This is a genomic window from Billgrantia tianxiuensis (genome assembly GCF_009834345.1).
Lineage (GTDB): Bacteria > Pseudomonadota > Gammaproteobacteria > Pseudomonadales > Halomonadaceae > Halomonas > Halomonas tianxiuensis.
Map to the genome: position 1 here is coordinate 4,206,630 of NZ_CP035042.1, position 24,815 is coordinate 4,231,444.

21 protein-coding genes and 2 pseudogenes are annotated in these 24,815 nt (G+C 66.6%); 6 read left to right on the forward strand and 17 right to left on the reverse strand.

Annotation, left to right across the window (positions count from 1 at the left end):
* Positions 1-43: 43 nt before the first annotated feature.
* A pseudogene (locus EKK97_RS19590) lies at positions 44-1,719 on the forward strand (alpha-amylase family glycosyl hydrolase).
* On the forward strand, positions 1,707-2,822 hold the full coding sequence (gene ugpC / locus EKK97_RS19595) for a sn-glycerol-3-phosphate ABC transporter ATP-binding protein UgpC (RefSeq protein ID WP_159554500.1): 1,116 nt from the start codon (positions 1,707-1,709) through the stop codon (positions 2,820-2,822). Before EKK97_RS19590 ends, ugpC begins: the two are co-directional and overlap by 13 nt.
* Positions 2,823-3,062: 240 nt before the next feature.
* On the opposite strand, the gene malG is transcribed toward ugpC, so the two are convergent.
* The 4 genes and pseudogenes from malG to copM all read right to left on the reverse strand — a co-directional run bounded on the left by malG (position 3,063) and on the right by copM (position 7,625).
* A complete protein-coding gene (malG, locus tag EKK97_RS19600; RefSeq protein ID WP_159554502.1) occupies positions 3,063-3,944 on the reverse strand; it encodes a maltose ABC transporter permease MalG in 882 nt (293 codons plus the stop codon).
* A 25-nt stretch (positions 3,945-3,969) separates the two neighbouring features.
* The gene (gene malF, locus EKK97_RS19605; RefSeq protein WP_159554504.1) at positions 3,970-5,595 is read right to left on the reverse strand and encodes a maltose ABC transporter permease MalF; all 1,626 of its coding nucleotides are present in this window, start codon (positions 5,593-5,595) and stop codon (positions 3,970-3,972) included.
* A gap of 62 nt (positions 5,596-5,657) precedes the next feature.
* Positions 5,658-6,811, reverse strand: a pseudogene (malE, locus tag EKK97_RS19610) (maltose/maltodextrin ABC transporter substrate-binding protein MalE).
* A 256-nt stretch (positions 6,812-7,067) separates the two neighbouring features.
* Positions 7,068-7,625: a CopM family metallochaperone gene (copM, locus tag EKK97_RS19615; RefSeq protein ID WP_159554506.1), complete on the reverse strand. Its 558-nt coding sequence runs from the start codon at positions 7,623-7,625 to the stop codon at positions 7,068-7,070.
* A gap of 103 nt (positions 7,626-7,728) precedes the next feature.
* Here copM and EKK97_RS19620 point away from each other — a divergent pair, with 103 nt between their 5' ends.
* Together EKK97_RS19620 and EKK97_RS19625 are read left to right on the forward strand one after the other, a co-directional pair.
* Positions 7,729-8,181, forward strand: coding sequence for an NfeD family protein (locus EKK97_RS19620; protein WP_159554508.1), 453 nt, complete (start codon positions 7,729-7,731; stop codon positions 8,179-8,181).
* A gap of 73 nt (positions 8,182-8,254) precedes the next feature.
* On the forward strand, positions 8,255-9,301 hold the full coding sequence (locus EKK97_RS19625; RefSeq protein WP_159554510.1) for an SPFH domain-containing protein: 1,047 nt from the start codon (positions 8,255-8,257) through the stop codon (positions 9,299-9,301).
* On the opposite strand, the gene zapE is transcribed toward EKK97_RS19625, so the two are convergent.
* The 10 genes from zapE to fabV all read right to left on the reverse strand — a co-directional run bounded on the left by zapE (position 9,298) and on the right by fabV (position 20,016).
* Positions 9,298-10,434 (reverse strand): cell division protein ZapE, encoded by a 1,137-nt coding sequence (zapE, locus tag EKK97_RS19630; protein ID WP_159554512.1) that lies wholly within the window; start codon positions 10,432-10,434, stop codon positions 9,298-9,300. The genes EKK97_RS19625 and zapE overlap by 4 nt on opposite strands.
* A complete protein-coding gene (locus tag EKK97_RS19635) occupies positions 10,431-10,904 on the reverse strand; it encodes a GNAT family N-acetyltransferase (protein ID WP_159554514.1) in 474 nt (157 codons plus the stop codon). Before EKK97_RS19635 ends, zapE begins: the two co-directional genes overlap by 4 nt.
* A 12-nt stretch (positions 10,905-10,916) precedes the next feature.
* Entirely contained in the window at positions 10,917-12,287 is a 1,371-nt protein-coding gene (gene astB / locus EKK97_RS19640) for an N-succinylarginine dihydrolase (RefSeq protein WP_159554516.1), read from the reverse strand.
* Complete coding sequence (gene astD / locus EKK97_RS19645; protein WP_159554518.1) at positions 12,284-13,753, reverse strand: succinylglutamate-semialdehyde dehydrogenase; 1,470 nt, start codon at positions 13,751-13,753, stop codon at positions 12,284-12,286. The genes astB and astD overlap by 4 nt, the downstream gene beginning before the upstream one ends.
* A complete protein-coding gene (gene astA / locus EKK97_RS19650) occupies positions 13,750-14,796 on the reverse strand; it encodes an arginine N-succinyltransferase (RefSeq protein ID WP_159554520.1) in 1,047 nt (348 codons plus the stop codon). Before astA ends, astD begins: the two co-directional genes overlap by 4 nt.
* Positions 14,796-15,869 (reverse strand): arginine N-succinyltransferase, encoded by a 1,074-nt coding sequence (locus EKK97_RS19655; protein ID WP_159554522.1) that lies wholly within the window; start codon positions 15,867-15,869, stop codon positions 14,796-14,798. Before EKK97_RS19655 ends, astA begins: the two co-directional genes overlap by 1 nt.
* A gap of 50 nt (positions 15,870-15,919) precedes the next feature.
* A complete protein-coding gene (locus EKK97_RS19660) occupies positions 15,920-17,134 on the reverse strand; it encodes an aspartate aminotransferase family protein (RefSeq protein WP_159554524.1) in 1,215 nt (404 codons plus the stop codon).
* A 165-nt stretch (positions 17,135-17,299) separates the two neighbouring features.
* A complete protein-coding gene (locus tag EKK97_RS19665; protein WP_201296941.1) occupies positions 17,300-18,274 on the reverse strand; it encodes a GlxA family transcriptional regulator in 975 nt (324 codons plus the stop codon).
* A gap of 126 nt (positions 18,275-18,400) precedes the next feature.
* The gene (locus tag EKK97_RS19670) at positions 18,401-18,610 is read right to left on the reverse strand and encodes a hypothetical protein (protein WP_159554526.1); all 210 of its coding nucleotides are present in this window, start codon (positions 18,608-18,610) and stop codon (positions 18,401-18,403) included.
* Between the two features lie 209 nt (positions 18,611-18,819).
* Positions 18,820-20,016 (reverse strand): enoyl-ACP reductase FabV, encoded by a 1,197-nt coding sequence (fabV, locus tag EKK97_RS19675; protein WP_159554528.1) that lies wholly within the window; start codon positions 20,014-20,016, stop codon positions 18,820-18,822.
* Between the two features lie 158 nt (positions 20,017-20,174).
* Here fabV and EKK97_RS19680 point away from each other — a divergent pair, with 158 nt between their 5' ends.
* Positions 20,175-20,567 (forward strand): DUF7079 family protein, encoded by a 393-nt coding sequence (locus tag EKK97_RS19680; protein ID WP_159554530.1) that lies wholly within the window; start codon positions 20,175-20,177, stop codon positions 20,565-20,567.
* Here the strand turns inward: EKK97_RS19680 and EKK97_RS19685 are convergent.
* Positions 20,553-21,062 carry a glutathione peroxidase gene (locus tag EKK97_RS19685; protein WP_159554532.1) on the reverse strand — a complete coding sequence of 170 codons (510 nt, stop codon included), beginning with the start codon at positions 21,060-21,062 and terminating at the stop codon, positions 20,553-20,555. The two genes, EKK97_RS19680 and EKK97_RS19685, sit on opposite strands and share 15 nt — an antisense overlap.
* A 217-nt stretch (positions 21,063-21,279) precedes the next feature.
* Here EKK97_RS19685 and EKK97_RS19690 point away from each other — a divergent pair, with 217 nt between their 5' ends.
* A complete protein-coding gene (locus EKK97_RS19690) occupies positions 21,280-22,932 on the forward strand; it encodes an acyl-CoA dehydrogenase family protein (protein ID WP_159554534.1) in 1,653 nt (550 codons plus the stop codon).
* On the opposite strand, the gene EKK97_RS19695 is transcribed toward EKK97_RS19690, so the two are convergent.
* Together EKK97_RS19695 and EKK97_RS19700 are read right to left on the reverse strand one after the other, a co-directional pair.
* Positions 22,872-24,107 (reverse strand): EAL domain-containing response regulator, encoded by a 1,236-nt coding sequence (locus EKK97_RS19695; protein ID WP_159554536.1) that lies wholly within the window; start codon positions 24,105-24,107, stop codon positions 22,872-22,874. The two genes, EKK97_RS19690 and EKK97_RS19695, sit on opposite strands and share 61 nt — an antisense overlap.
* A 79-nt stretch (positions 24,108-24,186) precedes the next feature.
* Positions 24,187-24,804 carry a LysE family translocator gene (locus tag EKK97_RS19700; RefSeq protein WP_159554538.1) on the reverse strand — a complete coding sequence of 206 codons (618 nt, stop codon included), beginning with the start codon at positions 24,802-24,804 and terminating at the stop codon, positions 24,187-24,189.
* Between the last annotated feature and the right edge of the window lie 11 nt (positions 24,805-24,815).

Consider the following 24,815-nt stretch of genomic DNA (forward strand, 5'->3'; position numbering starts at 1 on the left):
TCGTCCCTACGTTTCCCCGTATGGCAAGCGACAAGGACAACGCATGAACGCACAGCAACTCTACGGCAGGCAGGGGCAGGAGTGGTGGCGCGGCGCGGCGATCTACCAGATCTACCCGCGCAGCTTCATGGACAGCAACGGCGACGGCATCGGCGACCTGCCGGGCATCATCGACAAGCTCGACTACATCGCCTCGCTGAACGTCGACGCCATCTGGCTCTCGCCCTTCTTCACCTCGCCGATGAAGGACTTCGGCTACGACGTCGCCGACTATCGCGGCGTCGACCCCATGTTCGGTACCCTGGAGGATTTCGACCGTCTGGTGGAGGCCGCCCACGCCCGCGGGCTCAAGGTCACCATCGACCAGGTGCTCTCGCATACCTCCGACCAGCACCCCTGGTTCAGCGAGAGCCGGGCCAGCCGCGACAACTCCAAGGCCGACTGGTACGTATGGGCCGAGGCCAAGGCCGACGGCTCGCCGCCCACCAACTGGCAGTCGGTATTCGGCGGCAGCGCCTGGCAGTGGGATACCCGTCGCTGCCAGTACTACCTGCACAACTTCCTGGCCAGCCAGCCGGATCTCAACTTCCGCAACCCTGAGGTGGTCAAAGCCATCCTCGACGAAGTACGCTTTTGGCTCGATCGCGGTGTCGACGGCTTCCGCCTCGACGCCATCAACTTCTGTACCCATGGCGAGCTTCGGGACAATCCGCCCCGCCACGAGGCGGTGGAGAGCTTCCTCGGCACGCGGCCGGACAATCCCTACGGCTTCCAGCAGCATCTTCACGACAAGACCCAGCCCGAGAACCTGATCTTCCTCGAGCGGCTGCGCGCCCTGCTCGAGGAGTATCCCGGCACCACCAGCGTCGGCGAAGTGGGCGACGACGATTCGCTGGGCGTGATGGCGGCCTATACCCAGGGTGGCAACCGCCTGCACATGGCCTACTCCTTCGACCTGCTCGGCGAGCGCCACGACCCCGAGTTCCTGCACGCAACGCTGACCGCCATGGAGGCACGCATCGGCGACGGCTGGCCGTGCTGGGCGCTGGGCAATCACGACGTGCCACGTGTCGCCACGCGCTGGCACGCCGAGGGTGACGCAGCCCGGCTGCGCCTGTACCTGGCCTTCCTGCTGACCCAGCGCGGCAGCGTCTGCCTCTATCAGGGCGAAGAGCTGGGCCTGCCCGAGGTCGAACTGACCCTCGAGCAACTGGTCGATCCGGCCGGCATCACCTTCTGGCCGGCCTACAAGGGCCGCGACGGCTGTCGCACCCCGCAGCCCTGGTGCGCCGATACCCGCCACGGCGACTTCTCCCGGGGCGAGCCCTGGCTGCCGGTGCCCGACGAACACCTGGCGCTGGCCATGGACCGGCAGGACGACGATCCCGACTCGCTGCTCAACGCCTACCGCGCCTTCCTCGCCTTTCGTCGCGAGCACGCAGCGCTGGTAAAAGGCGAAGTGCGCTACCACCCGCTGCGCGACGACGTGCTCTGCCTGGAGCGCCGCCATCCCGGCCGGGCACCGAACGAGCGCCTGCTGGTGGCGCTCAACTTCAGTGCCGAGCCGCGCACCCTGCCCGCACCGCGCGAAGCGAGCCCCCTCGACGATGCCCCGGCGCTGGTGAACGGCCGTTGGCAAGAGGGCCGGCTGCACCTACCCCCCACGGCGTCGCCATCGCTCGCTGCCCAGTCGAGGAGGAAGTCACATGGGACGTTTGACGTTGACCGGTATTGGCAAGGACTACGAGAGGGTCGAGGTCTCCCGCGACATCGACCTGACCATCGAGGACGGCGAGTTCGTCGTCTTCGTCGGTCCCTCCGGCTGCGGCAAGTCGACCCTGCTGCGCATGATTGCCGGACTCGAGGAGATCAGCCACGGCGAGATGCGTCTCGATGGCGAGCGCATCAACGAGGTGCCGCCGCAGGAGCGCGACATCGGCATGGTGTTCCAGTCCTACGCCCTCTACCCGCACATGAGCGTGGCCGAGAACATGGCCTTCGGCCTCAAGCTCGCTCGCACCGACAAGGCCGAGATCCGGCGCCGGGTGGAACACGCCGCCAAAATACTGCACTTGGGCGAGCTGCTCGAACGCAAGCCCAAGGAACTCTCCGGCGGCCAGCGCCAGCGGGTGGCCATCGGCCGCACCCTGGTCAAGGAGCCGGCGGTGTTCCTGTTCGACGAGCCGCTCTCCAATCTCGATGCCGCCCTGCGGGTCGACATGCGCGTGCAGATCGCCGAGCTGCACCGGCGCCTGGGTGCCACCATGATCTACGTGACCCACGACCAGACCGAGGCGATGACGCTGGCCGACCGCATCGTGCTGCTGGCCGGCGGCCGCATCGCCCAGGTCGGCGCTCCCCTCACGCTCTACCATTACCCGGCCACGCTAGAGGTGGCGCGCTTCATCGGCTCGCCGCGCATCAACGTCGTGCCGGTCGAGGTGCTCGACCCCGGCCGCCAGCGCACCACGGTGCGCCTGCCCAGCGGCGAGACGCTGGCCGTGGCGGTGGATGGCGCTCGCCTGAAAGCCGGCGACAGTGCCACCCTGGCGGTGCGCGCCGAAGACTTCGTCGCCCCGACCGACGCCGAGGCGCGTCTCGCCGCGCGACTGCTGGTAGCCGAGAAGCTCGGCTACGAGACCCTCGCTCACCTGCGCGTGGAGGGCGTCGGCGAGACCCTGACCCAGCGCCTCGACGGCCTGGCCCACCTCGATGACGGCCAGCACATCGAGCTTGGCCTCTCCGGCGAACGCTGCCACCTGTTCGGAGCCGACGGCACGGCCTGCCCCAGGCAAGTACGGATTCCCGGCGTGACCCACTAGGAAACAATGCACAAATGTCTACGCGCGCGAATCACTGCGTTGCGCGGTGCTCGGAATCCTCACATATACCGCATATGCTCCGGTTCCTGCGCTCCGGGCGCCTTGTGCTTCATCTCGCTCGCCAATTTGTGCAGCGCTTCCCTAGCACCAGCGTCCACGGCTACCAACGGCGCCCCGATCTCGTCAGAGATCGGGGCGTCTTGCCATGAGTGCAGCCAGTATTGGCTTGTCGTCAGCCCTTCACGCCCCCGCCGTCAGCCCGCCGATGATCCAGCGCTGGCAGATCAGGAAGGCCACGGTGATGGGCAGGCCGGAGAGCACCGCCGCCGCGGCGAAGTTGCCCCAGCGCTGGTTGTGGTCGGCGAGGTACTGCTGGGCCCCGACGGCCAGCGTCAGCTTGTGTTCGTCGACCAGCAGCACCGAGGCCATGGGGTACTCCATGATGCTCATCACGAAGGCGAGGATGAACACCACCATCAGGATCGGCAGCGACAGCGGCAGCAGGATATAGCGGAACGCCTGCCAAGTGCTGGCGCCGTCGACCATGGCAGCCTCCTCCAGCGAGCCGTCGATCGATTCGAAGTAGCCCTTGATGGTCCAGATATGCAGCGCCACCGCCCCCAGCGAGGCGACGATCAGCGCGCCGTGGGTGTTGATGCCGAGCCAGCCGACGAACTGCCCCAGGCGGTCGAACAGGGCGTAGAGCGCCACCAACGAGAGCACCGCCGGGAACATCTGGAAGATCAGCATGCCCTTGAGGATCGGCCCCTTGCCGGCGAAGCGCATGCGAGCAAAGGCATAGGCGCTGGTGGTGGAGAGCAGCACGATCAGCAACGATGAAACGAGCGCCACCTTGATCGAGTTCCACAGCCACAGCAGCACCGGGAACGGCGGCTGCACTACGCTACCGTCGGCGCGCTCCCAGGGTATGCCCAGCGCCAGCGACCAATGCTCCAGGGAGAAGCTCTCGGGAATCAGGCTGCCGGTGGCGAAGTTACCCTCGCGAAAGGAGATCGAGATCACCAGCAGCAAGGGAAACAGAATCAGCACCAGAAAGCCGCACAGGCTGAGATGGGCCGCCAGCTTGCGCCAGCGTAGGGTACGCGGTTGAACCATGGCCATGACGATTCTCCTGTGACCTTGCGAATCAGACCCTGACCTTGGCCAGGCGCAGGTTGAGCAGCGCCAGTCCTGCCACCAGCACGAAGATCAGCGTGGCGATGGCGGCGGCCAGGCCAAAGTTCTGCCCGGCGTCCTGGAAGGCGATGCGGTAGGTGTAGCTCACCAGCAGGTCGGTGGTGCCCGCCGGCGTACTGGCGCCGAGAATGTCCGGGTTGCCCCCGGTGAGCAGCGCGATCAGCACGAAGTTGTTGAAGTTGAAAGCGAAGCAGGCGATCAACAGCGGCGTCAGCGGCTTGATGATCAGCGGCAGGGTGATCTGGAACAGGTTGGTGAGCGGACCGCCTCCGTCCACCGCCGAGGCTTCGTAGAGATCCTTGGGAATCGACTGGATCAGCCCCATGCACAGCAGCAGCATGTAGGGATAGCCGAGCCAGGTGTTGACGATCAGCAGCATGCTGCGAGCGAGCCAAGGGTCGGTGAACCAGCCGGGACGTACGCCGAACAGGGCGTCGAGGATCAGGTTGATCTCGCCGAAGTGCTGGTTGAACATGCCCTTGAAGATCAAGATCGAGATGAACGCCGGCACCGCGTAGGGCAGGATCAGCAGGGTGCGGTAGAGCGCCTTGCCGCGCAGCTGGTCCCACTGCAGCAGCGAGGCGAGTACGAAGCCGACCATCAGCGTGAACAGCACGGTGAGCCCGGCGAAGGCGAAGGTCCAGACGAAGATCTGAATGAAGGGGCCGCGGATGTCGGGGTCGAGAAATATCCTGGCGTAGTTGTCCAGCCCCACCGCCACCGGCCAGCCCGGGGTGATGCGTTCACCCTCGTCGGTAACGAAGAAACCCGTCTCTCTATCAGCGATCAATAGCCGGTCGTCACGGCGATCGTACAGGCTGCCGTCGTCGCGCGCCTCGAAGCGATCCAGCATGGGAGCGAAGTGGCGCAGGCCGGCCATGCGCAGCTCGAGCCCTTCAGGCGTCGCCAGCACCAGATTTTGCAGCGCAGCACGATAGGCGATCACCTCGCGCATGGCCAGCGGCTCGCCCACTGGCTCGCCCTCGGCGGGGTGGATCTGAACATGGCGCGGCCCTTCGCCCTCAAGCGGAATCGGCCCCGTGGTGAAGCGCGTCACGCCGCGCAGCGCTGCCTCGGCTTCTGCCTCGCCCTCGTCCACGTTCCCGCCAGACTCGCTCGGGCGACCCTCGCGCTCCAGATGGAGCCGCACGCCTTCGTCGGTCGAATAGAGCTGAAAGCCGAAGGTGGCGCTCTCCTCCTGATAGGTACGCGAGAGCAGCTGGGAACGCACCCGCTCCTCGCTGAGCAGGTTGCTGGAACTGTAATTGCTGAAGCTGATGCCGATGGTATAGAGCAGCGGAAAGATGACGAACAGTGCCATGCCGGCCACGGCGGGGAAGATATAGCGATGACTCATCAGCCGACGGCGGGAGAAGACCACGCCCAGCGCCGCGCCGAGCACCAGGAACAGCAGCGCAAAGATCGGCTGGCCGTGGAGGTGGAAGGCCAGCACCAGCCACAGCAGGGCCAAGACCAGCGCTGCCACCAGGCCGCGCAGTGCCCAGCGGGTATAGCGCTCGGCGGGGTAGCGGGAGCGATGCCGGGGTAGCCCCCGGGAAGCATTGGTGGTGTACATGGGTAGCGTCCTGCGCCGGGCCGGCGACATTGGCCGCCGGCTGGGCTTCGAGCGAGGTGGGCTTACTGGCGCATGCGGCGGGCCGCGGCATCCAGCGCTTCGCGCGGCGACTGACGGCCGCTGCCGATGTTCTGCAACGCCGGCTCCATGGCGGCCCAGAAGGCTCCCATCTCGGGAATGTTGGGCATCGGCATGCCGAGTTCGGCGTTCTCCAGGGTGGCGGCGATGTTGGGGTCGCTCGCCAGCTCCTGCTGGTAGGCGATATGCGCCACCGCTCCAGGGTGCCGTCGCTGTTGAAGGTGCGCATGCCCTCCTCACTGAGCAGGTAGTTCTCGAGGAACTCCACGGCCAGGAAGTCGTTGGGCGAGGCGGTGTTGATCATCGCCGCCATCACGCCGAACATCGGCTTGGCGCGCTCCTCGCCCACCCTGGGCAGCAGCGCCACGCCATAGTCGATGCCGCTCTGCTCCAGGTTGCTCCAGGCCCAGGGGCCGCTGATCATGGCGGCCACCTCGCCGCGATTGAAGCGCGTGTCCATGATGCTGTAGTCGGTGCCGCGCGGCAGCACGCCGCTCTCGATCAGCTCCACCAGCAGCTCGGCGCCCTGCAGGGCCCCTTCGTTGTTGACGCCGATGTCGTCGACGTCGAAGCCCTCCTCGGTCTGGCGGAAGGGATAGCCGCCGTTGGCCGCCAGCAGCGTCCAGCCGTAGTAGGGCTCGCCGTAGTCGAACAGGATCGCCTTCTTGCCCTGCTCGGCGAGTGCGGCATCGAGCGCTTTCAGCTCTTCGAAGCTCTCCGGCGGCGTCTCGACCAACGCCTTGTTGTAGATCAGCCCCAGCGCCTCTACCGAAATGGGGTAGCCGTAGTGCTCGCCGTTCCACAGGGTGGCATCCCAGGTGAAATCGAAGTAGCGCTCGCGGAAATCCGTGGAGGGCGAGACGGGGTCCAGCAGCCCGCTCTGGGCCCACTCGCCGATGCGGTCGTGCGCCCAGATCACGATGTCAGGTCCCTGGCCGCTGCCGGCAGCCTGCTGGAAGCGGTCGGTGAGGTTGTCGGGATTGACGATGTCGACGGCAATGCCGGTGTCGTCGGTGAACTGGCTCGCCACCTCACGGATGCCGTCGTAGCCCTTGTTGTCGCCCATCCAGATCGTCAACCGATCATCGTCGAAGGCATAGGCGGAAAAGGCCAGGCCGCTGCCGAGCGCGGCCAGCATGGTGAAGCTCACAGCATGGCGTGTCCAAGGCATGAGAGAACCTCCTGGTTGTTGTTATCGATGCCGCTGCCGTTGCGGCACGGCGAAAGGAACTCGCCTAGGCTCGCCAATCGCGGCGCAGGCGTCCTCCTCCCCGGGGGCGTAGCGATGGCGTATGGGTGGGGCGTAGGAAAAAACGGCGGGGTAGGAGCCGGCGGCATGGGAGGCATGCCGCCGACGGATTCATGAAGAACCGAACGCTCTCACGCGAAGGCCTTCATTCGGCTTCGTCGTGACCGTGCTGTGCCAGCCAGTCGCGCAGGAAGGCGATCTCCTCCTCCTGGGCTTCGATGATCTCGCGGGCGAGATCGCGGATCGCTTCGTCCTCGCCGTGGGTGAGAACCACGTTGGCCATGTCGATGGCGCCCTGATGGTGGGCGATCATGCCGCGGGCGAAGTCGACGTCAGGATCACCGTTGTACTCGGTCTGCATCTCGGCGTGCATGCGCTCGGCAATTTCACGATAGGCCTGTACGGCCGGGTTGTCGGCATGCTCGTCCTCTTCGGGCTCGATGACATGCTCGGTGTGCCCCGCATGATCGGCCTCTACGCCGGTCACGTCTTCCTCCGACTCGCCCCCCTCGCCTGCCCCGTCCTCGGCCTCGTTCACCTGAGCGTCGTCCTGCTGCGTCTCGGCTCGCTCGGAAGCCTGCTCGATCCGTTCCTGCGCCTGGGCCTCCTCTTCCGCCGCCAGCACTGGGGCAGCCAGCAGGGCGCCACCGGCGAGAATGACGGCAAGTGCCGAAAGGGGGCGTAATGCCAGGGTGTGCGACATGGTGCTCTCCTTTACCATAGGGATCGTACGACTACGATAGAACCAAGCGCCGCGCAGTGCGTTGCAGCGGCGCATCGGGAAACAATTCATTACCGAGACTACCATGGACTGGAACCCCGCCCTGATCTGGCTGGCCATCGCCCTGCTGCTGGGCCTGGCCGAACTCTCCTCCGGCGGCCTGGTGCTGCTGTCGCTGGGGGTGGCTGCCGCTCTCACCTCGGCACTGGCGGCACTGGGGCTGACCCTACCCTGGCAACTGCTCGCCATGGGCGTGTTCTCGGGCATTTTGATCCCGCTGGCGGTCAAGGTGATCCGCCCCTGGTTCTCGCCTAGCGGGGTGTCCTATGGCACCACCGGCACAGGCGTGGAGCAGGGGCGCACCTACACCACCCTGAAGCGCGACTTCGACGGCGCCAGCGGGGTCAAGATCAACGGCGACTTCTACCGCCTGCGCGTGGCCGAAACCGGCGAGACCGAGCTGCCTGAAGGCACCCTTGTGGTCTTTCAACAGTTCGACGGCACCACCGCCATCGTCAGCCACGCTCAACCGCGCTGAACCGAGCATGACCGTTTGGGGGGCGCACGACGGCCCCGCTCACATCTACGCCACTGCATAAGGGAACGTGAACATGGATCTACCCATCAATCCGGGGCTGCTATTGGCCCTCATCGTCGTCGTCATCGGCATCCTGATCATCGCCAAGGGATTGGTCATCGTGCGCCAGTCCGAGGTGATGGTCATCGAGCGACTGGGGTCGTTCAACCGACTGCTGGAGAGCGGTATCAACATCATCATTCCGTTCATCGAGCAGCCCCGTGCCATCACCATGATCCGCTACCAGAAGCGCGGCGAGGAGTATGTTGCCGTTACCACCAGCGAGGTGCGCATCGACCGCCGCGAGACGGTGATGGACTTCCCCGGCCAGCCGGTGGTGACCACCGATAACGTCACCGTGCGCATCAACGGTGCGCTCTACTTCCAGATCATCGACCCGCGCCGCGCCGTCTACGAAGTGGAGAACATGAGCCAGGCGGTGGAGGTACTGGCCAAGACCACCCTGCGCTCGGTGGTGGGCAAGATGGAACTCGACAAGCTGTTCGAGTCCCGCGCCGAGGTCAACAATGAGATCCAGGCCGCCATGGAGGAGCCCGCCTCCAAGTGGGGGGTGAAGATCTCGCGGGTGGAGGTGCAGGACATCGCCATGCCCGAGGAGGTCGAGGAGGCCATGCGCCTGCAGATGGCCGCCGAGCGCAAGCGCCGTGCCACCGTGACGGAAGCCGAGGGCGAGAAGGCCGCCGCCATCGCCAAGGCCCAGGGCCAGCGCGAATCGGCGATCCTCAACGCCCAGGGCGACAAGGAGTCGGCCATTCTGCGCGCCCAGGGCGAGCAGGAGTCGATCAAGCTGGTACTCAACGCCATCGGCGACAGTGACGAGCACAAGCGCACCGTAGTGGGCTACCTGCTCGGCCAGAGCTACATCAAGGTCCTGCCGAACATGGCCAAGGACGGCGAACGGGTGTTCGTGCCCTACGAGTCCTCCGCCCTGCTCGGCTCCATGGGCATGTTCCGCGAAATGGCCGGCTCGCCGGAAGACACCGTGGCGAAGCACCTGCGCGGCAGCGACCGCCAGGGCAGCCTGCACGGCGGCATCGTCGGTGGGGCGGCCAGCAGCTAAGCGCCGCCCCCAAACCTCGCCAGCTGCATCTCGCGCAGCCGGCTGAGGGTGCGCCGGAAGGCAAACGACAGGTAGCCATGGGCGTAGAGTTCGTCCATGGCGACCTCGGCTTCGATGTAAAGCGGCACGCGGCGGTCGTAGCACTCATCGACCAGGGCGATGAAGCGGCGCACCCCATCGTCGCGCCGCGACAGCGGCGGCAGTTCCCGCTCCCCGGCCTCGATGCGCTCGGCGCCATCCTCGGTGCCGCGGGCGATGCGTCCCGCCGAAGCGGCACCGCTCAACCGCGGTACCTCGCTGAGCATGACATGGTCGAACGCGTCGGCCAGGGCGATGAAGTCGAGCGCCGCCAGCGGCTGTTCGCACAGCTCGGCGTAGCGGCACCACACAACTCCTTCACTGCGCCGTTCCACCCTGATGCTGCGATGGCCCAATTCGATGGGCTCGCTGCTCGTCGGCTGCCCCTCGCTCAAGCACCCGAATACCGCCGCCAGTGCGCTCGGCCGGCTGGGCTCGGCCACCCAATAGCGCTGGCACGCCCGGCCGGGGTGCAGGCGGTGATCGAAGCCGCCGTCCAGCTCCACCACTTCCATACAGCGTTCGATGGCGGCAATGGCGGGCAGAAAGCGCTCGCGGTTGAAGCCATCGGCATAGAGCTGGCTCGGCGCCTGATTGGAGGTACACACCAGCACCACACCGTGGTCGAACAGCGCCTGCAGCAGGCGGCCAAGCAGCATGGCATCGGCGATGTCGCTGACGAACAGCTCATCGAGGCAGAGCACGCGCACCTCGGACGCCAGCTCACGGGCCAGCGCAGTGAGAGGGTCGGCGGTGCCGCTGAGTTGGAACTGGCGCTGGTGCACCCAGCGCATGAAGTGATGGAAGTGCAGTCGCCGGGAGGGCACCCGCAGGTGGCGCTGAAAACCGTCCATCAGCCAGGTCTTGCCGCGGCCTACCGGCCCCCACAGGTAGACACCAGGTACGGCCCGGCTCTCTGACGAGGCGCCTTCCCCGTGCAGCGCCTGGAAGCATGCGTCGAGCCGCGCGGCGGCAATTTGCTGGGCCTCGTCAGGAGCGAAGCCTTGGCGCTCCACCGCCTCGCGGTACAGTGCCAGCGGTGAAGCGGCCGTCATGTCTCGAGCCGGCGCAGCATGATGGTGACGTCTTCGCCCCGGTAGCGCAGTTCCTCGTGGTCGCGCCAGCCGAGCCGGCGGTAGAGCGCCTGCTGGTCGGGCGTGAACAAATAGAATCGACGAACACCGCAGGCTACGGCTTCCTCTTCTACCCGCCGGATCAACGTCGAGGCGATGCCCTGTCCACGCCACTCCGGCAGCACGAACACCGAGGCCAGCCAGGGCGTGAGTTCGCGGCGGCTGTCCATGTCCTCGGCCAACAGCGCCGCCGTTCCCACCGGCTGATCGCCCTGCATGGCCACGAAGACCGAAGGCACGCCGCCTTCACCGCACTCGCGACGAAAGGCCTCACGCCAGGTGTCGGCCGTATAGCCGGGGTTGAGGTGCCCCCACTCGGCATAGGTCCAGCTTGCCACGGTGGCGACATGATCCGATTCGGGGCTCAGGCGTACGATGGTGATCCCGTGCATGACGTCCTTATCTCAACTGGAAGATCTCAACTGAAAGGGGTAGACCGAACCAATTTGCAGGATGCGAGTGAGCTCGTCCAGTGCGGTGAGGGTTTCGTCAGCCAGCTGCGGGTCGGCCAGGTCGTCGGGCGCCAGGCGGTCGCGGTAGTGGCGCTCGACCCAGGCGGCAAGCTCGTCGTGCAGCGCGTCGGTGAGCAGCACGCGGCCGGTCAGCGCGGTGCGCTCCTCGGCGGAGAGCACCACCCGCAGGCGCAGGCAGGCGGGGCCACCGCCGTTGCGCATGCTCTGCTTGACGTCCTTGACGATCACTTCACCGATGGGATTGTGGCCGGCCAGCAGATGATCCTGGATGGTGCGCCACACCGCTTCGCGCTCCTGGCACTCGCCGGGCACCACCAGGGTCATGCTGCCGTCGGAGTTGCTCAGCAGCTGCGAGTTGAACAGATAGGAGGCCACGGCGTCATCCATGCTCACCGCCTCGCTGGGCACACGCACCGGAATCAGGGGGGTGGCCATCTTGGCGCGCAGCTCATCCAGCGTTGCCTGCTCATCGAGGAAGGCCATCTCGTGGTAAAGCAGCACCGGTCCGTTGCCCACCGCAATCACGTCATTGTGGAACACGCCGGCATCGATGGCCTCGGGGTGCTGCTGGGCGAACACCGTCTGCGCCGCGGCCAGCCCATGCTGGCGTGCCACCGCCTGGCTCGCTTCCAGCGTCTGGCGTGCGGGAAAGCGCTTGGGCTCATGGGCGGGGTCCCCGCCGAAGGCCTGGCGGCCGTAGACGAACAGATGAACACCGGCATCGCCATGCTCACCGCATAGCCGCGTGTGGTTCGCCGCGCCCTCGTCGGAAAAGGCCGGCGTGGCCGGCAACACCGGGTGATGGGCGAAGTGCGCCTCGTTGCGGAAGATCGCCGCCAGTACGCGACCGGTGGTCTCCGGTTCGAGGAAGCGATGGAAGCTCGACTGCAGGTTGGCCGGGGTGAAGTGCACCCGGCCGTCCGGCGCATCACGGCTCGGTGTCACCGTGCCGGCGTTGGCCGTCCACATGCTCGAGGCCGAGCACACCGCGCGCAGCACCTGGGGGGCTTCCTCGGCCGCCCGCGCCAGCACCTCGCGGTTGCTGCCGGTGAAGCCGAGCGAGCGCAGCGCACCGAGGTCGGGGCGTTGCTGGGGCGGCAGCACGCCTTGGGCGTAACCGGCATCCATCAGCGCCTTCATCTTGGCCAGCCCCTGCAGCGCCGCCTCGCGGGGATTGGAAACCAGCCCGCCGTGGCGCATCGAGGCCACGTTGCCGTGGGCCAGGCCCGAGTAGTTGTGGGTCGGCCCCACCAGGCCGTCGAAGTTGACTTCCCGGTAGTCGGTGTTCGTCATTTGGCTCATAACACCACTCCGGGCGGCAGGTTGTCGGGCAGGGTGAGGGTCTCGGCCTCCATCGAGGCCACCGGGTAGGCGCAGTAATCGGCGGCGTAATAGGCACTGGGGCGATGGTTGCCGCTGATGCCCACACCGCCGAAGGGCGCGTCGCCGGAGGCGCCGGTGGTCTGGCGGTTCCAGTTGACGATGCCGGCGCGGATGCGCAGCAGGAAGTCGTCCCAGTCGGTGCGCTCGCCGCCGATCAGCCCGGCGGCCAGGCCGTAGCGGGTATCGTTGGCGAGCCGCAGGGCCTCGTCCCAGTCGTGGTAGCGATAGACCTTGAGCAGCGGGCCGAAGTGCTCCTCGTCGGGCACGTCGAGCCCGGTGACGTCGATCAGTGCCGGCGACAGCAGGCTGGTGCCCTCCTGCAGGCACTCCATGCGCGACAGCACCACGCCACCCAGCGCCTCCAGCTCGTCCTGGGCCTTGAGCAACCCTTGGGCCGCCTCCTGGCTGACCAGGCCGCCGTAGAACGGCGCCGGCTCCTCGAACTGTCCCGCCACCCGCAGGCGGGCGATGGCGTCGACCAGGGCATCGAGCAGATGGTCGCCGACCTGGCCCTCGGGTACGATCAGGCGCCGGGCACAGGTGCAGCGCTGCCCGCCGGAGAGGAAGGCCGATTGCAGGATGGTGAGCACCGCGGCGTCCTGGTCGTGCACGTCCTTGACCACCAGCGGGTTGTTGCCACCAAGCTCCAGGGCGAGAATCTTCTCCATCTGGTCGGCGAACTGGCGGTTGAGCAGGCCGCCCACACGGGCGCTGCCGGTGAACAGCAAGCCATCGATGCCCGGGTGCGAAGAGAGCGCCTGGCCCACCGGAGCGGCGCCCTGCACCAAGTTGATTACCCCGGCGGGCAGGCCCGCCTGCTGCCAGCACTGCAGGGTCAGATCGGCGGTCAGCGGGGTTTGCTCGCTGGGCTTGAACACCACCGTGTTACCCGCCAGCAGCGCCGGTACCATGTGTCCATTGGGCAGGTGACCGGGGAAGTTGTAGGGGCCGAACACTGCCATCACGCCATGCGGGCGATGACGCAGCACGGCGGTGGTATCGCCGACGTCGCGGCTGCGCTCGCCGGTGCGCTCCTGGTAGGCACGCGCCGAGATCGCCACCTTTCCGATCATCGCGCCCACCTCGGTACGCGCCTCCCACAGCGGTTTGCCGGTCTCGCCGGCAATGGCGCGGGCCAGATCCTCGCGGTGCGCTTCGAGCAGCTCGCGGAAGCGCTCCACCACGCTCAGGCGCTCGGCGAAGCCGAGCCGGGCCCAGCCCGGGAAGGCGCCGCGAGCGGCCTCTACCGCCGCCGCTACCTGGCCGTCGCTGGCTGCCGCGCCCTGCCACAGGGCCTCGCCGGAGACCGGGTCGCGTTTGGTGAAGCGCGTTGCCTCGCCCGGCTGCCAGCTGCCGCCGATCATCAGCTGTTGCATTGCTTTCATGAAGTCTCCTCGGTATCCAGTACGCGCAGGGAATCACCGGCCACCACGCCCAGCCGCTGCGCCTCCGCTTCGCTCAGGGTGAGGGTGCCCTCCTCGTCGGGGCCGTGAGACACCCAGGCGGCACGGAAGTCGGCCATCACCGTACTCGCCGCCAGCCAGCGCGGGCGTGCGGGGGGCGGCTCGTCGCTGGCACGGATCTCGACCCGGCAGCAACGCGACTTGCGCACCGCGCGTACGTCATCGATGTAGGCCTCTACCGTCGGTCCGCCATCGAAGATGTCGATGTAACCTTCCCAACGCAGCCCCTCCTGCTTGAGCATGACCAGCGCCGGGCGGGTGTCGCGGTGGACCTGACCGATGCAGGCCCGCGCCTCGTCGGAGAGAAACGGCGTGTAGATCGGGAACTTGGGCATCAGCTCGCCGATGAAGCTCTTCTGGCCCAGCCCAGTGAGGCGGTCGGCCTCGTCGAAGTCCATGGGAAAGAAATGGCTGCCCAGGCACTCCCAGAACGGACTCTTGCCACGCTCGTCGAATACGCCGCGCATCTCGGCCAGCACCTTGTCGGGAAACTGGTCGCGAAACTCGGCCATGAACAGCCAGCGCATCATCGACAGCAGCGCCCCATTGCGCTGGTGCGAGCGCTCCTTGCCGCGGTATTGCGGCCGCAGGAACAGCGAAGCCACCTCGGCGTCGCCGGTGTGGTCGGAGCTGAGGAACAGGGTGTCGATGGTGCGATGCAGGTCGAGCTGCACCGACGAATGGGCCAGCGTGCCCAGGCGATAGTGATAGAACGGCACCTCGCGCCCCACCTGGCTCTCGATGGCGCAACAGCCGGCCAGCTCACCGCTCGCCTCGTCCTCGAGCACAAAGAAGTAGTTGCGCCGCTCGACTGGCGTGCGCTGCTCGAAGGCAGCGACGGCGGCGGCAATCTTGTCGCTCAGGAACTCGCGATTGTCGGGCAGCGAGGTGAAGCCGACCCCGGTTTCGCGGGCGATCTTCTGCAGTTCGTCCAGGTCGCCCTCGGCAATCGGTCGAATACGCATCACAGCTCTCCCTCGTCGAAGCCCGGTTCGTCCTCGCCGGAGGACGGCAGCGCCAGCGGCGCGGCCAGTACTGCCCGCCCCTCTTCCACGCCGAGCAGCTCGGCGTGCTCCGGCGATAGCATCAACTGGCCGGTTGGCGACAGCGCATAGCGGGCCACCACGCAGCGGAACTCGGCCAGGCGCTGGTTGGCGATCATCGCCGGCTCGGCGTCGGGCAGCGCATGGGCCGGCCGCACCCGTACCGGATGCCAGGCGGCGCGGCGGAAGGTGTGCAGGCGATCACGCTCGCCCTTGATCACCGGACCCGCGTCGAACAGATCGACATGACGCGAACGCATGAAGCCCTCGGCCAGCATCTCGGCCATGGCCGCCTCATGGGCGGGGTGCTCGCGGCCGATGGCGGCCCGCGCCTGGGGCGTGAGCAGCGCCAGGTAGAGCGGAAACTGCGGCATCACCTCGGCGATGAAGCTCTTCGAGCGCACCCCGGCGAGGTAGTTGATGTCGTGGTAGTCGCGGACGAAGAAGTGGCGCCCCACGCTGTTCCAGAACGGCGACTCGCCCTGCTCGTCGAGATAGCCCGGAAACGCCATCGCCAGCACCTCGGCGAATCGCTCGGGGTACTGGGCGATGAACATCAGTCGCGCGCGGCGCAGCAGGCTCTCGGCGCTGGTACCGCGGTAGCGCGGATCCAGCGACAGGGCGCACAGTTGGGTAGTCTCGGAAACCTCGTGGGAGAGCGACAGGGTCTGCACCTCGCGGCGCACGTTGAGCTGCTGCGAGGCGTGGATCAGGGTTTCCTGGCGGTAGGTGTAATAGGCCTCCCGCGCGCCGGCCTCGGCGCGCAGGGTGGCCGTGCCTACGACCTCGTCGCGCTCGAGATCCTCGAGCACGAAGGTGTAGTGTTCGTCGCCGGGAAAGTCCACCTCGCGCCCGAATGACTGCCTCGAGCGCGCAATGCGCTCCTCGAGGCGGTCGCGATGGGCCGGCAGGTTGGTCAGGCTCGGCGTGGCCAAGCCCGCCAGCCGCTCCAGGGCCGGCAGGTCGGCCGGCCGAACGGGGCGTACGACCATCATGGTGGGATCTCCTGGTCGATTGGCGGTGTCGCGCATGGCTCGGCCAGCCTTCACCCGGCCGCCACCAGCCGCTCGATGGCACGCTCCAGCCGCGCCATGCCCTCGGCGATGTCGGCCTCGGGGATCACCAGCGACGGCGCCATGCGCAGCACGTTGGGACCGGCAATCAGGGCCATCACGCCCTCCTCTATGGCCAGCGGCAGGATGTCCTTGGCCCGGCCTTCGTACTCGGGCGTCATCTCGGCGCCGATCAGCAGGCCCATGCCGCGGATCTCCTTGAATACCCCGTACTTGCGGTTGATCGCCTCGAGATGCTCGCGGAACAGGTCATGGCGCTGCTTGACGCCGCCGAGAACTTCCGGCGTGTCGATGTGCTCCACCGCAGCCAGGGCCACGGCCGAGGCCAGGGCGTTGCCGCCGTAGGTGGAGCCGTGGGTACCGATGGCCAGCGCCGGGGCGACCCGGTCGGTGGTGAGCATGGCGCCAATGGGGAAGCCGCCGCCCAGCGCCTTGGCACTGGTGAGGATGTCCGGCTCGATGCCGTACTCCATGTAGGCGTAGAGCGAGCCGGTACGGCCCACGCCGGTCTGCACCTCATCGAAGATCAACAGCGCATCGTGGGCGTCGCACAGGTCGCGCAGCCCCTGCAGGAACTCCTGGGTGGCTGGAGTGATGCCGCCCTCGCCCTGCATCGGCTCGACCATCACGGCACAGGTGTCGTCATTGATCAGCTCGCGCACACTGTCGAGGTTATTGAATTCGCCGTGGACGATACCGCCCGGCACCGGACCGAAGCCCTGGGAGTACTTGGGCTGACCACCGACGCTGACGGTGAAGAAGGTGCGGCCGTGGAAGGACTGATAGAACGACACGATGCGATGCTTGTGCTCGCCGAAGTTGTCGTGCGCCCAACGCCGCGCCAGCTTCAGCGCCGCCTCGTTGGCCTCGCCACCCGAGGAGCAGAAATAGGCCTTGTCGGCGAAGGTACGCTCCACGAGGGTCTTGGCCAGCTTGAGCGAGGGCTCGTTGGTGTAGACGTTGGAGAGGTGCCAAAGCTTGTTGCCCTGCTCGGTGAGGGCCTTCACCAGCACCGGATGGCAGTGCCCCAGGGAGTTCACGGCGATGCCGCCGGCGAAGTCGATGTATTCGCGCCCCTCCTGATCCCACAGCCGGCTACCCTCGCCGCGCACCGGAATGACTTTCTGGGGGGAGTAGTTCGGCACCATGTACCGGTCGAAGTCGGCGCGGGTCGGGGTATGGCTCATCTCGGTCTCCATTCCTGCAAAGGGGGTGATAGCAACGCAGTGATGTCAGTCGAGTATAAGGAGCCTGGCCGACGCCGGCTTTCAGCTATGGGACCCCGATTTGTATAAAAGGCTGTTGATGAGAGGCAACACCCGCCCTCCTGGCCTCGTTTCACATGCGCCCGGCTACAACCTTTCTTCGCGGGGCGTGACGCCGAAATGGTTACGGTAGGCGGTGGAGAAGTGTGCGGGCGAGGAGAAGCCCGTTTTCATGGCGATCTCGCCGGCGGGCAGGTCGCTCTCGCGCAGCAGGCGCCGCGCCTCCTTCAGGCGCAGGTCGAGGTAGTAGCGACCCGGCACCGCCTGCAGGTATTTCTTGAACAGCCGCTCGAGCTGACGCCGCGAGATGCCCAGGTGCTCGGCCAGCTCATGGGTGGTCAGGGGCTCCTCGATGTTGGCCTCCATCAGCATCACCGCATCCACCAGCGATGCCGGGGCATGTCCCAGTCGGGAGCGCAGCGGTACTTGCTGCGGCTCGTCGGCCATGCGCACCCGCTCCAGCACGAAGTGTTCGGAGACGCGTTCGGCCAACTCACTGCCATGATGGGAGGCGATCAAGGTCATCATCATGTCCATCGCAGCGGTGCCGCCGCCGCAGGTGAGGCGGTCGCGGTCGATCTCGAACAATTGCTGGGTGAGGCGCACGCGGGGAAAGGCGCGGGTGAAGGCGGCGAAGCGCTGCCAGGGCAAGGTGGCACGGTAACCGTCCAGCATACCGGCACGGGCCAACAGCTCGGTGCCCCCACCGACCCCGACCAGCACCACACCGCTGCGTCCCAGCAGCCGCAGATGCCCGAGCAGAGCATGCTCGTGCATGGCGGGCAGCGGGCTCGGGGCACACACGATCAGCATGTCCAGCTCGCTGGAAGCCAGCTCGAAGGGCGTGCCGGCCGCCTGGCTGATATCGGCCATGCTGGCCACTTCCTTGCCCGCGGCAGTGAACGCCTGGAGACGATAGAGCCGCTGCCCGGCCAACTGGTTGACCACCATCAGCGGCTCCAGCGCGCAGGCCTGCGCCAGCAGGGAAAAGCCCGGCAACGTCAGCACACCGACCCAGCGGGAGTCGGCCTTGTGGTAAGAGGGAGGCGAAATATCGGGCATTGCACAGCGCCATACGCCGAAGCGGAGCAGAAATGGTACTTGATCGGCAGCGTCGGCAATACCCGAATCAGCGACGCCACGTAGCTTGAACCGCTACGGGGCGTACCGTGAGGCATGAGAAAAGCGTCAGAGCCAGGCCACCGACATCAACCGGTAGGCCAGGAATAGCCCGGTGACAACGGCCACCGCCAACAGCAACCAGTGCCAGCCCTTCGCCGGACGCTGGGCCTCCGGCTGCTCGGCATCGGGCTCGGGGTGCTCGTAGTCCTCGGGCATTCTCACTTCCCTGAGATGCTCGTACTCTTCTTGCGGCGTCTTGCTCTCCCGGGTATCCATGAGGCACCTCCCCATTGGCACTGGATTCGCCCGTCGGGAAACAGGGTTCCGCAATGACGGGCCTGAGGGAAACGCTGCACAAATCGCCGAGAGAGATGAAGCGCAAGGCGCACGGAGCGCAGGAACCGGAGCCTATGGGGTATAGGTGAGGATTCCGAGCACCGCGCAACGCAGCGATTCGCTCGCGCAGGCAGTTGTGCAGTGTTGCCCTATAACGTCACGACATCGAAATCCACGTCCGGGTTCACATCGGCGTCGTAGTCGACGTCGTCGCGCTCGAAACCGAACAGCTTCAGGAAGTCGTGCTTGTAACCAGCATAGTCGGTGATCTGGAACAGGTTCTCGGTGGTCACCTGAGGCCACAGATCCTTACACGCCTGCTGCACGTCGTCACGCAGCTCCCAGTCGTCCAGACGCAGGCGGCCAGCCTCGTCGGTGGTGAACTCACCTCCATAGAGGCGCTCGCCGAACAGGCGGTTGAGCTGCTCGATGGTGCCCTCGTGCAGGCCCTTCTCTTTCATCACCTTGTAGACCATGGCGATGTAGAGCGGCATGACCGGGATCGCCGCGCTGGCCTGGGTCACCACCGACTTGAGCACCGCCACGTTGGCACCGCCGCCACTGGCCTTGAGCCTGGCGTCGATCTCACCGGCGGCGCGGTCGAGATCCTCCTTGGCCTTGCCCAGGGCGCCGTGCCAGTAGATCGGCCAGGTGATCTCGGTGCCGATATAGCTGAACGCCACGCTGCGGGCACCGGGAGCGAGAACGCCGGCCTTGTCCAGGGCATCGATCCACAGCTCCCAGTCCTCGCCGCCCATCACCGCCTTGGTATCCTCGATCTCCTGCTCGGTGGCGGGCTCGACCTCGGCTTCGATGATGGTGTCCTTGTTGGTGTCGATGGCGGTGGCGCGATAGGTCTCGCCGATCGGCTTGAGGCTGGAGCGCTTCAGCTCGCCCGAATCGGGCAGCTTGCGCACCGGCGAGGCCAGCGAATAGACCACCAGGTCGACCTGGCCCATGTCCTGCTTGATCAATTCGATGGCTTTCTCGCGCGCTTCGTGGGAGAAGGCATCGCCGTTGATCGACTTGCTGTAGAGCCCCTCGGCCTTGGCAAACTTGTCGAAGGCGGCGGCGTTGTACCAGCCGGCGGTGCCAGGCTTCTTCTCGCTGCCGGGCTTCTCGAAGAACACGCCCAGGGTATCGGCACCGTAACCGAACGCCGCGGTAATGCGCGCCGCCAGGCCATATCCGCTGGAGGCACCAACCACCAGGACCTTCTTCGGCCCGTTAGCCTTGTCGAACTGGCGCGCCCGGGTGGCCTCGATCTGCTCGAGCACGTTCTTCTCGCAGCCGACCGGATGGGTGGTGGTACAGATGAAACCGCGAACCTTGGGTTTGATGATCACGACATACCTCGTTATTGGTGTGCCAACGCCTCGCAGGCGCCGGATCGATACGAATGAGCAGTGGCGACATTCTAGCGGCCACGTCTCCATCTGTCCGCACTTGAGCGATGCCGGCAGCTGGGGCACGATGCAACCCCGGCCCCGCACAGGAGAGCACGATGGATGCCCAAAGCTTGGTGGATGAACGTGGCGAGCTGTGGCTGGCGCTGGCTCCGCTGTGGCTGGACCGAGAGCCCAGCGAGCGCGACTTCGCCCATATGGTGGAAGTGATCCAGCGCCACGACCTGAGCCTGCACGAACTGGAGTGGATCTTTCGTCTCGAGCTGGCCCCGGTACTGGCACGCAACCAGATGTCAATCGCCGGCAAGTGGCGCGACTTCGACGATTACCGGCTGATGCAGCAGTTGGTGTCGCACAACCTGCGGCTCAAGGGGTGGCGACGCAAGACCTGGGCGCTGTTCTCGGGACTGACCACGATGATGACCCGGCATCGCTGGAACGAACTGATGGCTCGCGTGATGATGGAGCGCGGCGAGTCACCGCACTCCTGAATTGGATTGGAAGTCCTCATCCAGCGCCTGTTCCAGCTCACGCTCCAGCTCTTGACCGCTCTCCCGCGGTGCGAAGCGCCGCAACACCCTGCCGTCTCGCGCCACCAGGAACTTGGTGAAGTTCCATTTGATTACCTTGGTGTGCAGCAGTCCCGGCGCCTCGCGCTTGAGTTCGGCGAACAGCGGGTGCGCCCCGGGACCGTTGACCTTGACCTTCTCCATCAGCGGAAACGTCACGCCGTACTGGCTCGTACTGAAGGCGCAGAAATCGAGTGCCGTTTCCGGCGACTGGCGGGCGAACTGGTTGCAGGGAAAAGCGAGCACGGTGAAGCCACGGTCGCGGTGGCGGCGATAGAGACGCTCCAGCTCTCCCAACTGAGGCGTGTAACCGCAGCGGCTGGCCACGTTCACGATCAACAGCACCTGCCCCTGCAGGGCACGCAGGTTGAAGGGCTCGCCGCGGAAGGTGCGGCACTCGTGTTCGTGGATGGCCATGCTCTGCCCGCCTTGCTGTCGCTTTTCCCCACGCCACGTTTTACACGTAGCACCACTCCGTGCACCAGGGCAACCCAATCTTCGGCCGTCCCGCGCCGGCCTCCCAGCCTACCGGGAAGCGCCACCCTCGTCACGCCCGCAGCGTTGACCACTCTCGTACGACTGGCCATGCTGCGATAGGACTCCCTCCGGGAAAACGCATACGAGGACAGGTGACATGCGCCATTATGCCCCCCGTAGCCGCCTGGCCACTCATGATGTGACCAACCAGCCCGAACCCGCCGGCGACCGGGACCTGCTGGCCGGAGACCTGCCGCTGCGCGAAGCGCTGCAGCGCGAGGCCCCGACCTGGGTGGCCGAACGCCTGGTACCGCTGGGCCGCGAAACGGGCAGCGTTCGCATCCAGGAACTCGGCGAGGCCGCCAATCACCACCCGCCGGAGCTACGCCTGTTCGATCGTCACGGCCGCCGCCTGGACGAAGTGCGCTATCACCCGGCCTACCACGAGCTGATGCGTCTGGCATTGGAGGGCGGCTGGCACGCCGTGGCCTGGCACGAAGAGGGAAAAGGCGGACACCAGGCTCATGTCGCTGCCCTCTACTTGTTGACCCAGGCCGAGCCGGGCTTCTGCTGCCCGGTGACCATGACCCATGCCGCCATGCCGGTACTGCGCCGCAGCCCCGAGGTCGAAGGCGAATGGGCCCCGGGCCTGCTGGCCAGCGCCTACGACCCTCGCGCCCTGCCCGCTGGTGAGAAGCGCGGCCTCACCTTCGGCATGGCCATGACCGAAAAACAGGGCGGCAGCGACGTGCGCCGCAACACCACCCGCGCCGAGCGCAACGGCGAGGGCTGGCGGCTGACCGGCCACAAGTGGTTCTGCAGTGCGCCGATGTCGGACGCCTTCCTTACCCTGGCCCAGACCGACGAAGGGCTGACCTGCTTCCTGGCACCGCGTTTCACGCCGGATGGCGAGCGCAACGCCATCGAGATCCAGCGGCTCAAGGAGAAATGCGGCAACCGCGCCAACGCCTCTGCCGAGATCGAGTATCGCGGCGCCTGGGCCGTGCGCGTCGGCGAGCCCGGCCGCGGCGTGGCCACCATCATCGACATGGTGCAGCAGACCCGGCTGGATGCCGCCACCGCGCCGGTTGGCATGATGCGCCAAGCGCTGGATGAAGCATGGCGCCACGTGCGCCAGCGCCACGCCTTCGGCCGGCCACTCGCGGAGCAACCGCTGATGCAGGCGGTGCTCGCCGACCTGGCGCTGGAGGTGGAAGCCGGCCTGGCGCTCGTGCTGCGCGCCGCCCGCGCCTTCGACGGCGACACCCGCGGCGAACCCCACGAGACCGCCCTGGCGAGGGTGCTGCCGACGCTCGCCAAGTACTGGCACAACAAGCGCGGCCCGGGATTCATGGCCGAGGCCATGGAGTGCCTGGGCGGCATCGGCTACGTGGAGGAGACGCCCCTGGCGCGGCTATACCGCGAGGCGCCGGTCAATTCGATCTGGGAGGGCTCGGGTAATGTGATCTGCCTGGACCTGCTGCGGGTACTGGCGCGCCACCCTGAATCGATCGAAGCCCTGCGCAGCGAGTTGCGCGCGGCCCAGGGCATGCAGCAGGACCTCGATCTGGCCCTGGCCGGGCTCGAGCATGACCTGGCGCTACCTGCCGAAGAACTCGAGCCACGTGCCCGCTGGCTGGCTCAGCGCCTGGCCCAAGGCATGCAAGCCGCGCTGTTGCTGCGCCATGCTCCCGGCGAGGTGGCCGAGACCTTCTGCCGTTCGCGGCTGGGGGTGGAGGCCAGTCCCGCCTATGGCGTATTGCCGGCCGGCTCGCCGCTAGCGGCGATCCTGGCACGAATCGGCGATTGAGCGGACGCCAGCGCCGGAATCTCCTCGGCAGGCACCGGTCGTGACAGGCCGAAGCCCTGCACGTGAGTGCAGCCGTAGTGGGCCAGCGTCGGCAGGCAGTCGAGTTCCTCGACGCCCTCGGCCACCACGCGGATACCCAGGCGACGGCCGAGCAGCGCGATGGCCTCGACGATCGCCGCGTCCTGACTGTCCTGCTGCACGTGGCGAATGAAGCTGCGATCGATCTTGAGTTCGCTGATCGGCAACATCTGCAAGCGGGCCAGCGACGAAAAACCGACGCCGAAGTCGTCCACCGCCACCTCCATGCCGCTCAGGTGCAGCCGCGCGGCGATCTCCGACCCCAGCAGCTCATCGTTCATGGCCGCCGTCTCGGTGATCTCGAGCACCACCAGGGGGGAATCCTTCGGTGCCAGTTTGCGACTCAATGCCGGCAAGTGCGATTCCATCAGGTCATCGGCGGTAACGTTCACCGAGATCGACAGCAATACCCCCTGTTCGCGCCAACGCCTGGCATCGGCTAGCGCCTGCTCGAGTACATGGCAGGTCAGACGCCGGCTCTGCTGGGCGGTCAGCATCGGCAGGAAGTTCGCCGGGCCAATCAGGCCGATGGCAGGATGCGCCCAGCGCACCAGCGCCTCGACGCCACTGAGGCGCCCGCTGATCAATTCGAACTGCGGCTGGTAGTGCACGGTGAGTTCATGGCGCTGAAGCGCGGACTCCAGCTCCTCGGCGGAAAAGAATGGGCTGTCTTCGGGCGCGATGGCAGGCTTGCCACCGGGACGCAGCCGATCGAGGCGCTGGCGGAGTTCGGCCAGCCGCATCGGCTTGTCCAGCGAGCCGAGCATCTGTAGTCCCAAGGTGTGGCCGACCCGCTCGGCGATGCGTGAAATCTTGCGCTCGACGCCGCCAAGCAACAGCACCCAGCCGGCGAAGCGCTGCTCGGCCAGCAGCCGCAGCAATTCGATGCCATCCGGGTCGTCGAACTCGAGCCCCATGATCACCAGCTGCGGCGCACACTCATCGAGTTCTGCCAACAGGGCATCGGCACGGCGGTAACAACGGCTCTCGAGCCCCAGTACATGCAGCTGCAGCGAGAGGATCGCCACCACGTCGGGATCCTCGTCGAGCACCATGGCGAGTGCCCGCTCCTCTTCCACATCCGCCAAAAGGTTCATCAGGGAGGCTCGCTCTCGAATTATCCTGAGACTACCATCATCCCTGAAGATGGACCGGCTCGCTTGTCAACGCTGCTGCTCAACCGAGCGGGCCGATCACCACCCGCAGCGCAAGGGCCAGCAGCATCACGCCGGTAATGCGGTGTATCCAGTGCGCCCGCACCTGCAGCCAGGGCAGGACGCGCGAATGTGTCAGCGAAACCGCCACCAGCACGTACCAGCCCCCGTCGATGATCATCGCCGTGAGTACGATCAGTGCCTTGGCCAACAGCGACATGTCGGGCGTGACGAACTGGCTCAGCAGGGCGACGAAAAACAGGATCAGCTTGGGATTGCCCAGTGCCACCAGCATCCCCTCGCGGGCCGCCTGGCGACGCGTCGTGGCCACACCGGAGGCCTCCAGCGCCGCGGCCCTGCCGGCACGCAGCGCCTTGATCCCGAGCCAGGCCAGGTAGGCCGCCCCGCCCCAGGTAATCGCCTGGAACAGCGTGGGGAAGCGCACGATAAGCGCCCCCAGCCCAAGCACCGTGAGCAGGGCATAGAAGCCCACCCCGAGGGCGTGGGAAAGCGCCGCGACGATGCCGGGCATGCGCCCGCCGCCGAGCGTATGGCGCAGCACCAGGGCCAGGCTCGGCCCCGGTGACATCGCACCCATGGCGCACACGGCGACCAGTGACATCCATAAGGAAAGCGGCATCCCCTGCTCCT

Coding starts and splice junctions, on each gene's coding strand:
- EKK97_RS19700 (WP_159554538.1), bottom strand. CDS start 24,804: ATGCCGCTTTCCTTATGGATGTCACTGGTCGCCGTGTGCGCCATGGGT.
- malG (WP_159554502.1), bottom strand. CDS start 3,944: ATGGCCATGGTTCAACCGCGTACCCTACGCTGGCGCAAGCTGGCGGCC.
- EKK97_RS19685 (WP_159554532.1), bottom strand. CDS start 21,062: ATGGCCATCCACGAACACGAGTGCCGCACCTTCCGCGGCGAGCCCTTC.
- zapE (WP_159554512.1), bottom strand. CDS start 10,434: ATGACGGCCGCTTCACCGCTGGCACTGTACCGCGAGGCGGTGGAGCGC.
- copM (WP_159554506.1), bottom strand. CDS start 7,625: ATGTCGCACACCCTGGCATTACGCCCCCTTTCGGCACTTGCCGTCATT.
- EKK97_RS19665 (WP_201296941.1), bottom strand. CDS start 18,274: ATGCCCGATATTTCGCCTCCCTCTTACCACAAGGCCGACTCCCGCTGG.
- EKK97_RS19695 (WP_159554536.1), bottom strand. CDS start 24,107: ATGAACCTTTTGGCGGATGTGGAAGAGGAGCGGGCACTCGCCATGGTG.
- EKK97_RS19690 (WP_159554534.1), top strand. CDS start 21,280: ATGCGCCATTATGCCCCCCGTAGCCGCCTGGCCACTCATGATGTGACC.
- EKK97_RS19625 (WP_159554510.1), top strand. CDS start 8,255: ATGGATCTACCCATCAATCCGGGGCTGCTATTGGCCCTCATCGTCGTC.
- astD (WP_159554518.1), bottom strand. CDS start 13,753: ATGAAAGCAATGCAACAGCTGATGATCGGCGGCAGCTGGCAGCCGGGC.
- EKK97_RS19655 (WP_159554522.1), bottom strand. CDS start 15,869: ATGATGGTCGTACGCCCCGTTCGGCCGGCCGACCTGCCGGCCCTGGAG.
- ugpC (WP_159554500.1), top strand. CDS start 1,707: ATGGGACGTTTGACGTTGACCGGTATTGGCAAGGACTACGAGAGGGTC.
- EKK97_RS19670 (WP_159554526.1), bottom strand. CDS start 18,610: ATGGATACCCGGGAGAGCAAGACGCCGCAAGAAGAGTACGAGCATCTC.
- EKK97_RS19635 (WP_159554514.1), bottom strand. CDS start 10,904: ATGCACGGGATCACCATCGTACGCCTGAGCCCCGAATCGGATCATGTC.
- EKK97_RS19680 (WP_159554530.1), top strand. CDS start 20,175: ATGGATGCCCAAAGCTTGGTGGATGAACGTGGCGAGCTGTGGCTGGCG.
- astB (WP_159554516.1), bottom strand. CDS start 12,287: ATGAGCCAAATGACGAACACCGACTACCGGGAAGTCAACTTCGACGGC.
- EKK97_RS19660 (WP_159554524.1), bottom strand. CDS start 17,134: ATGAGCCATACCCCGACCCGCGCCGACTTCGACCGGTACATGGTGCCG.
- malF (WP_159554504.1), bottom strand. CDS start 5,595: ATGTACACCACCAATGCTTCCCGGGGGCTACCCCGGCATCGCTCCCGC.
- astA (WP_159554520.1), bottom strand. CDS start 14,796: ATGCGTATTCGACCGATTGCCGAGGGCGACCTGGACGAACTGCAGAAG.
- EKK97_RS19620 (WP_159554508.1), top strand. CDS start 7,729: ATGGACTGGAACCCCGCCCTGATCTGGCTGGCCATCGCCCTGCTGCTG.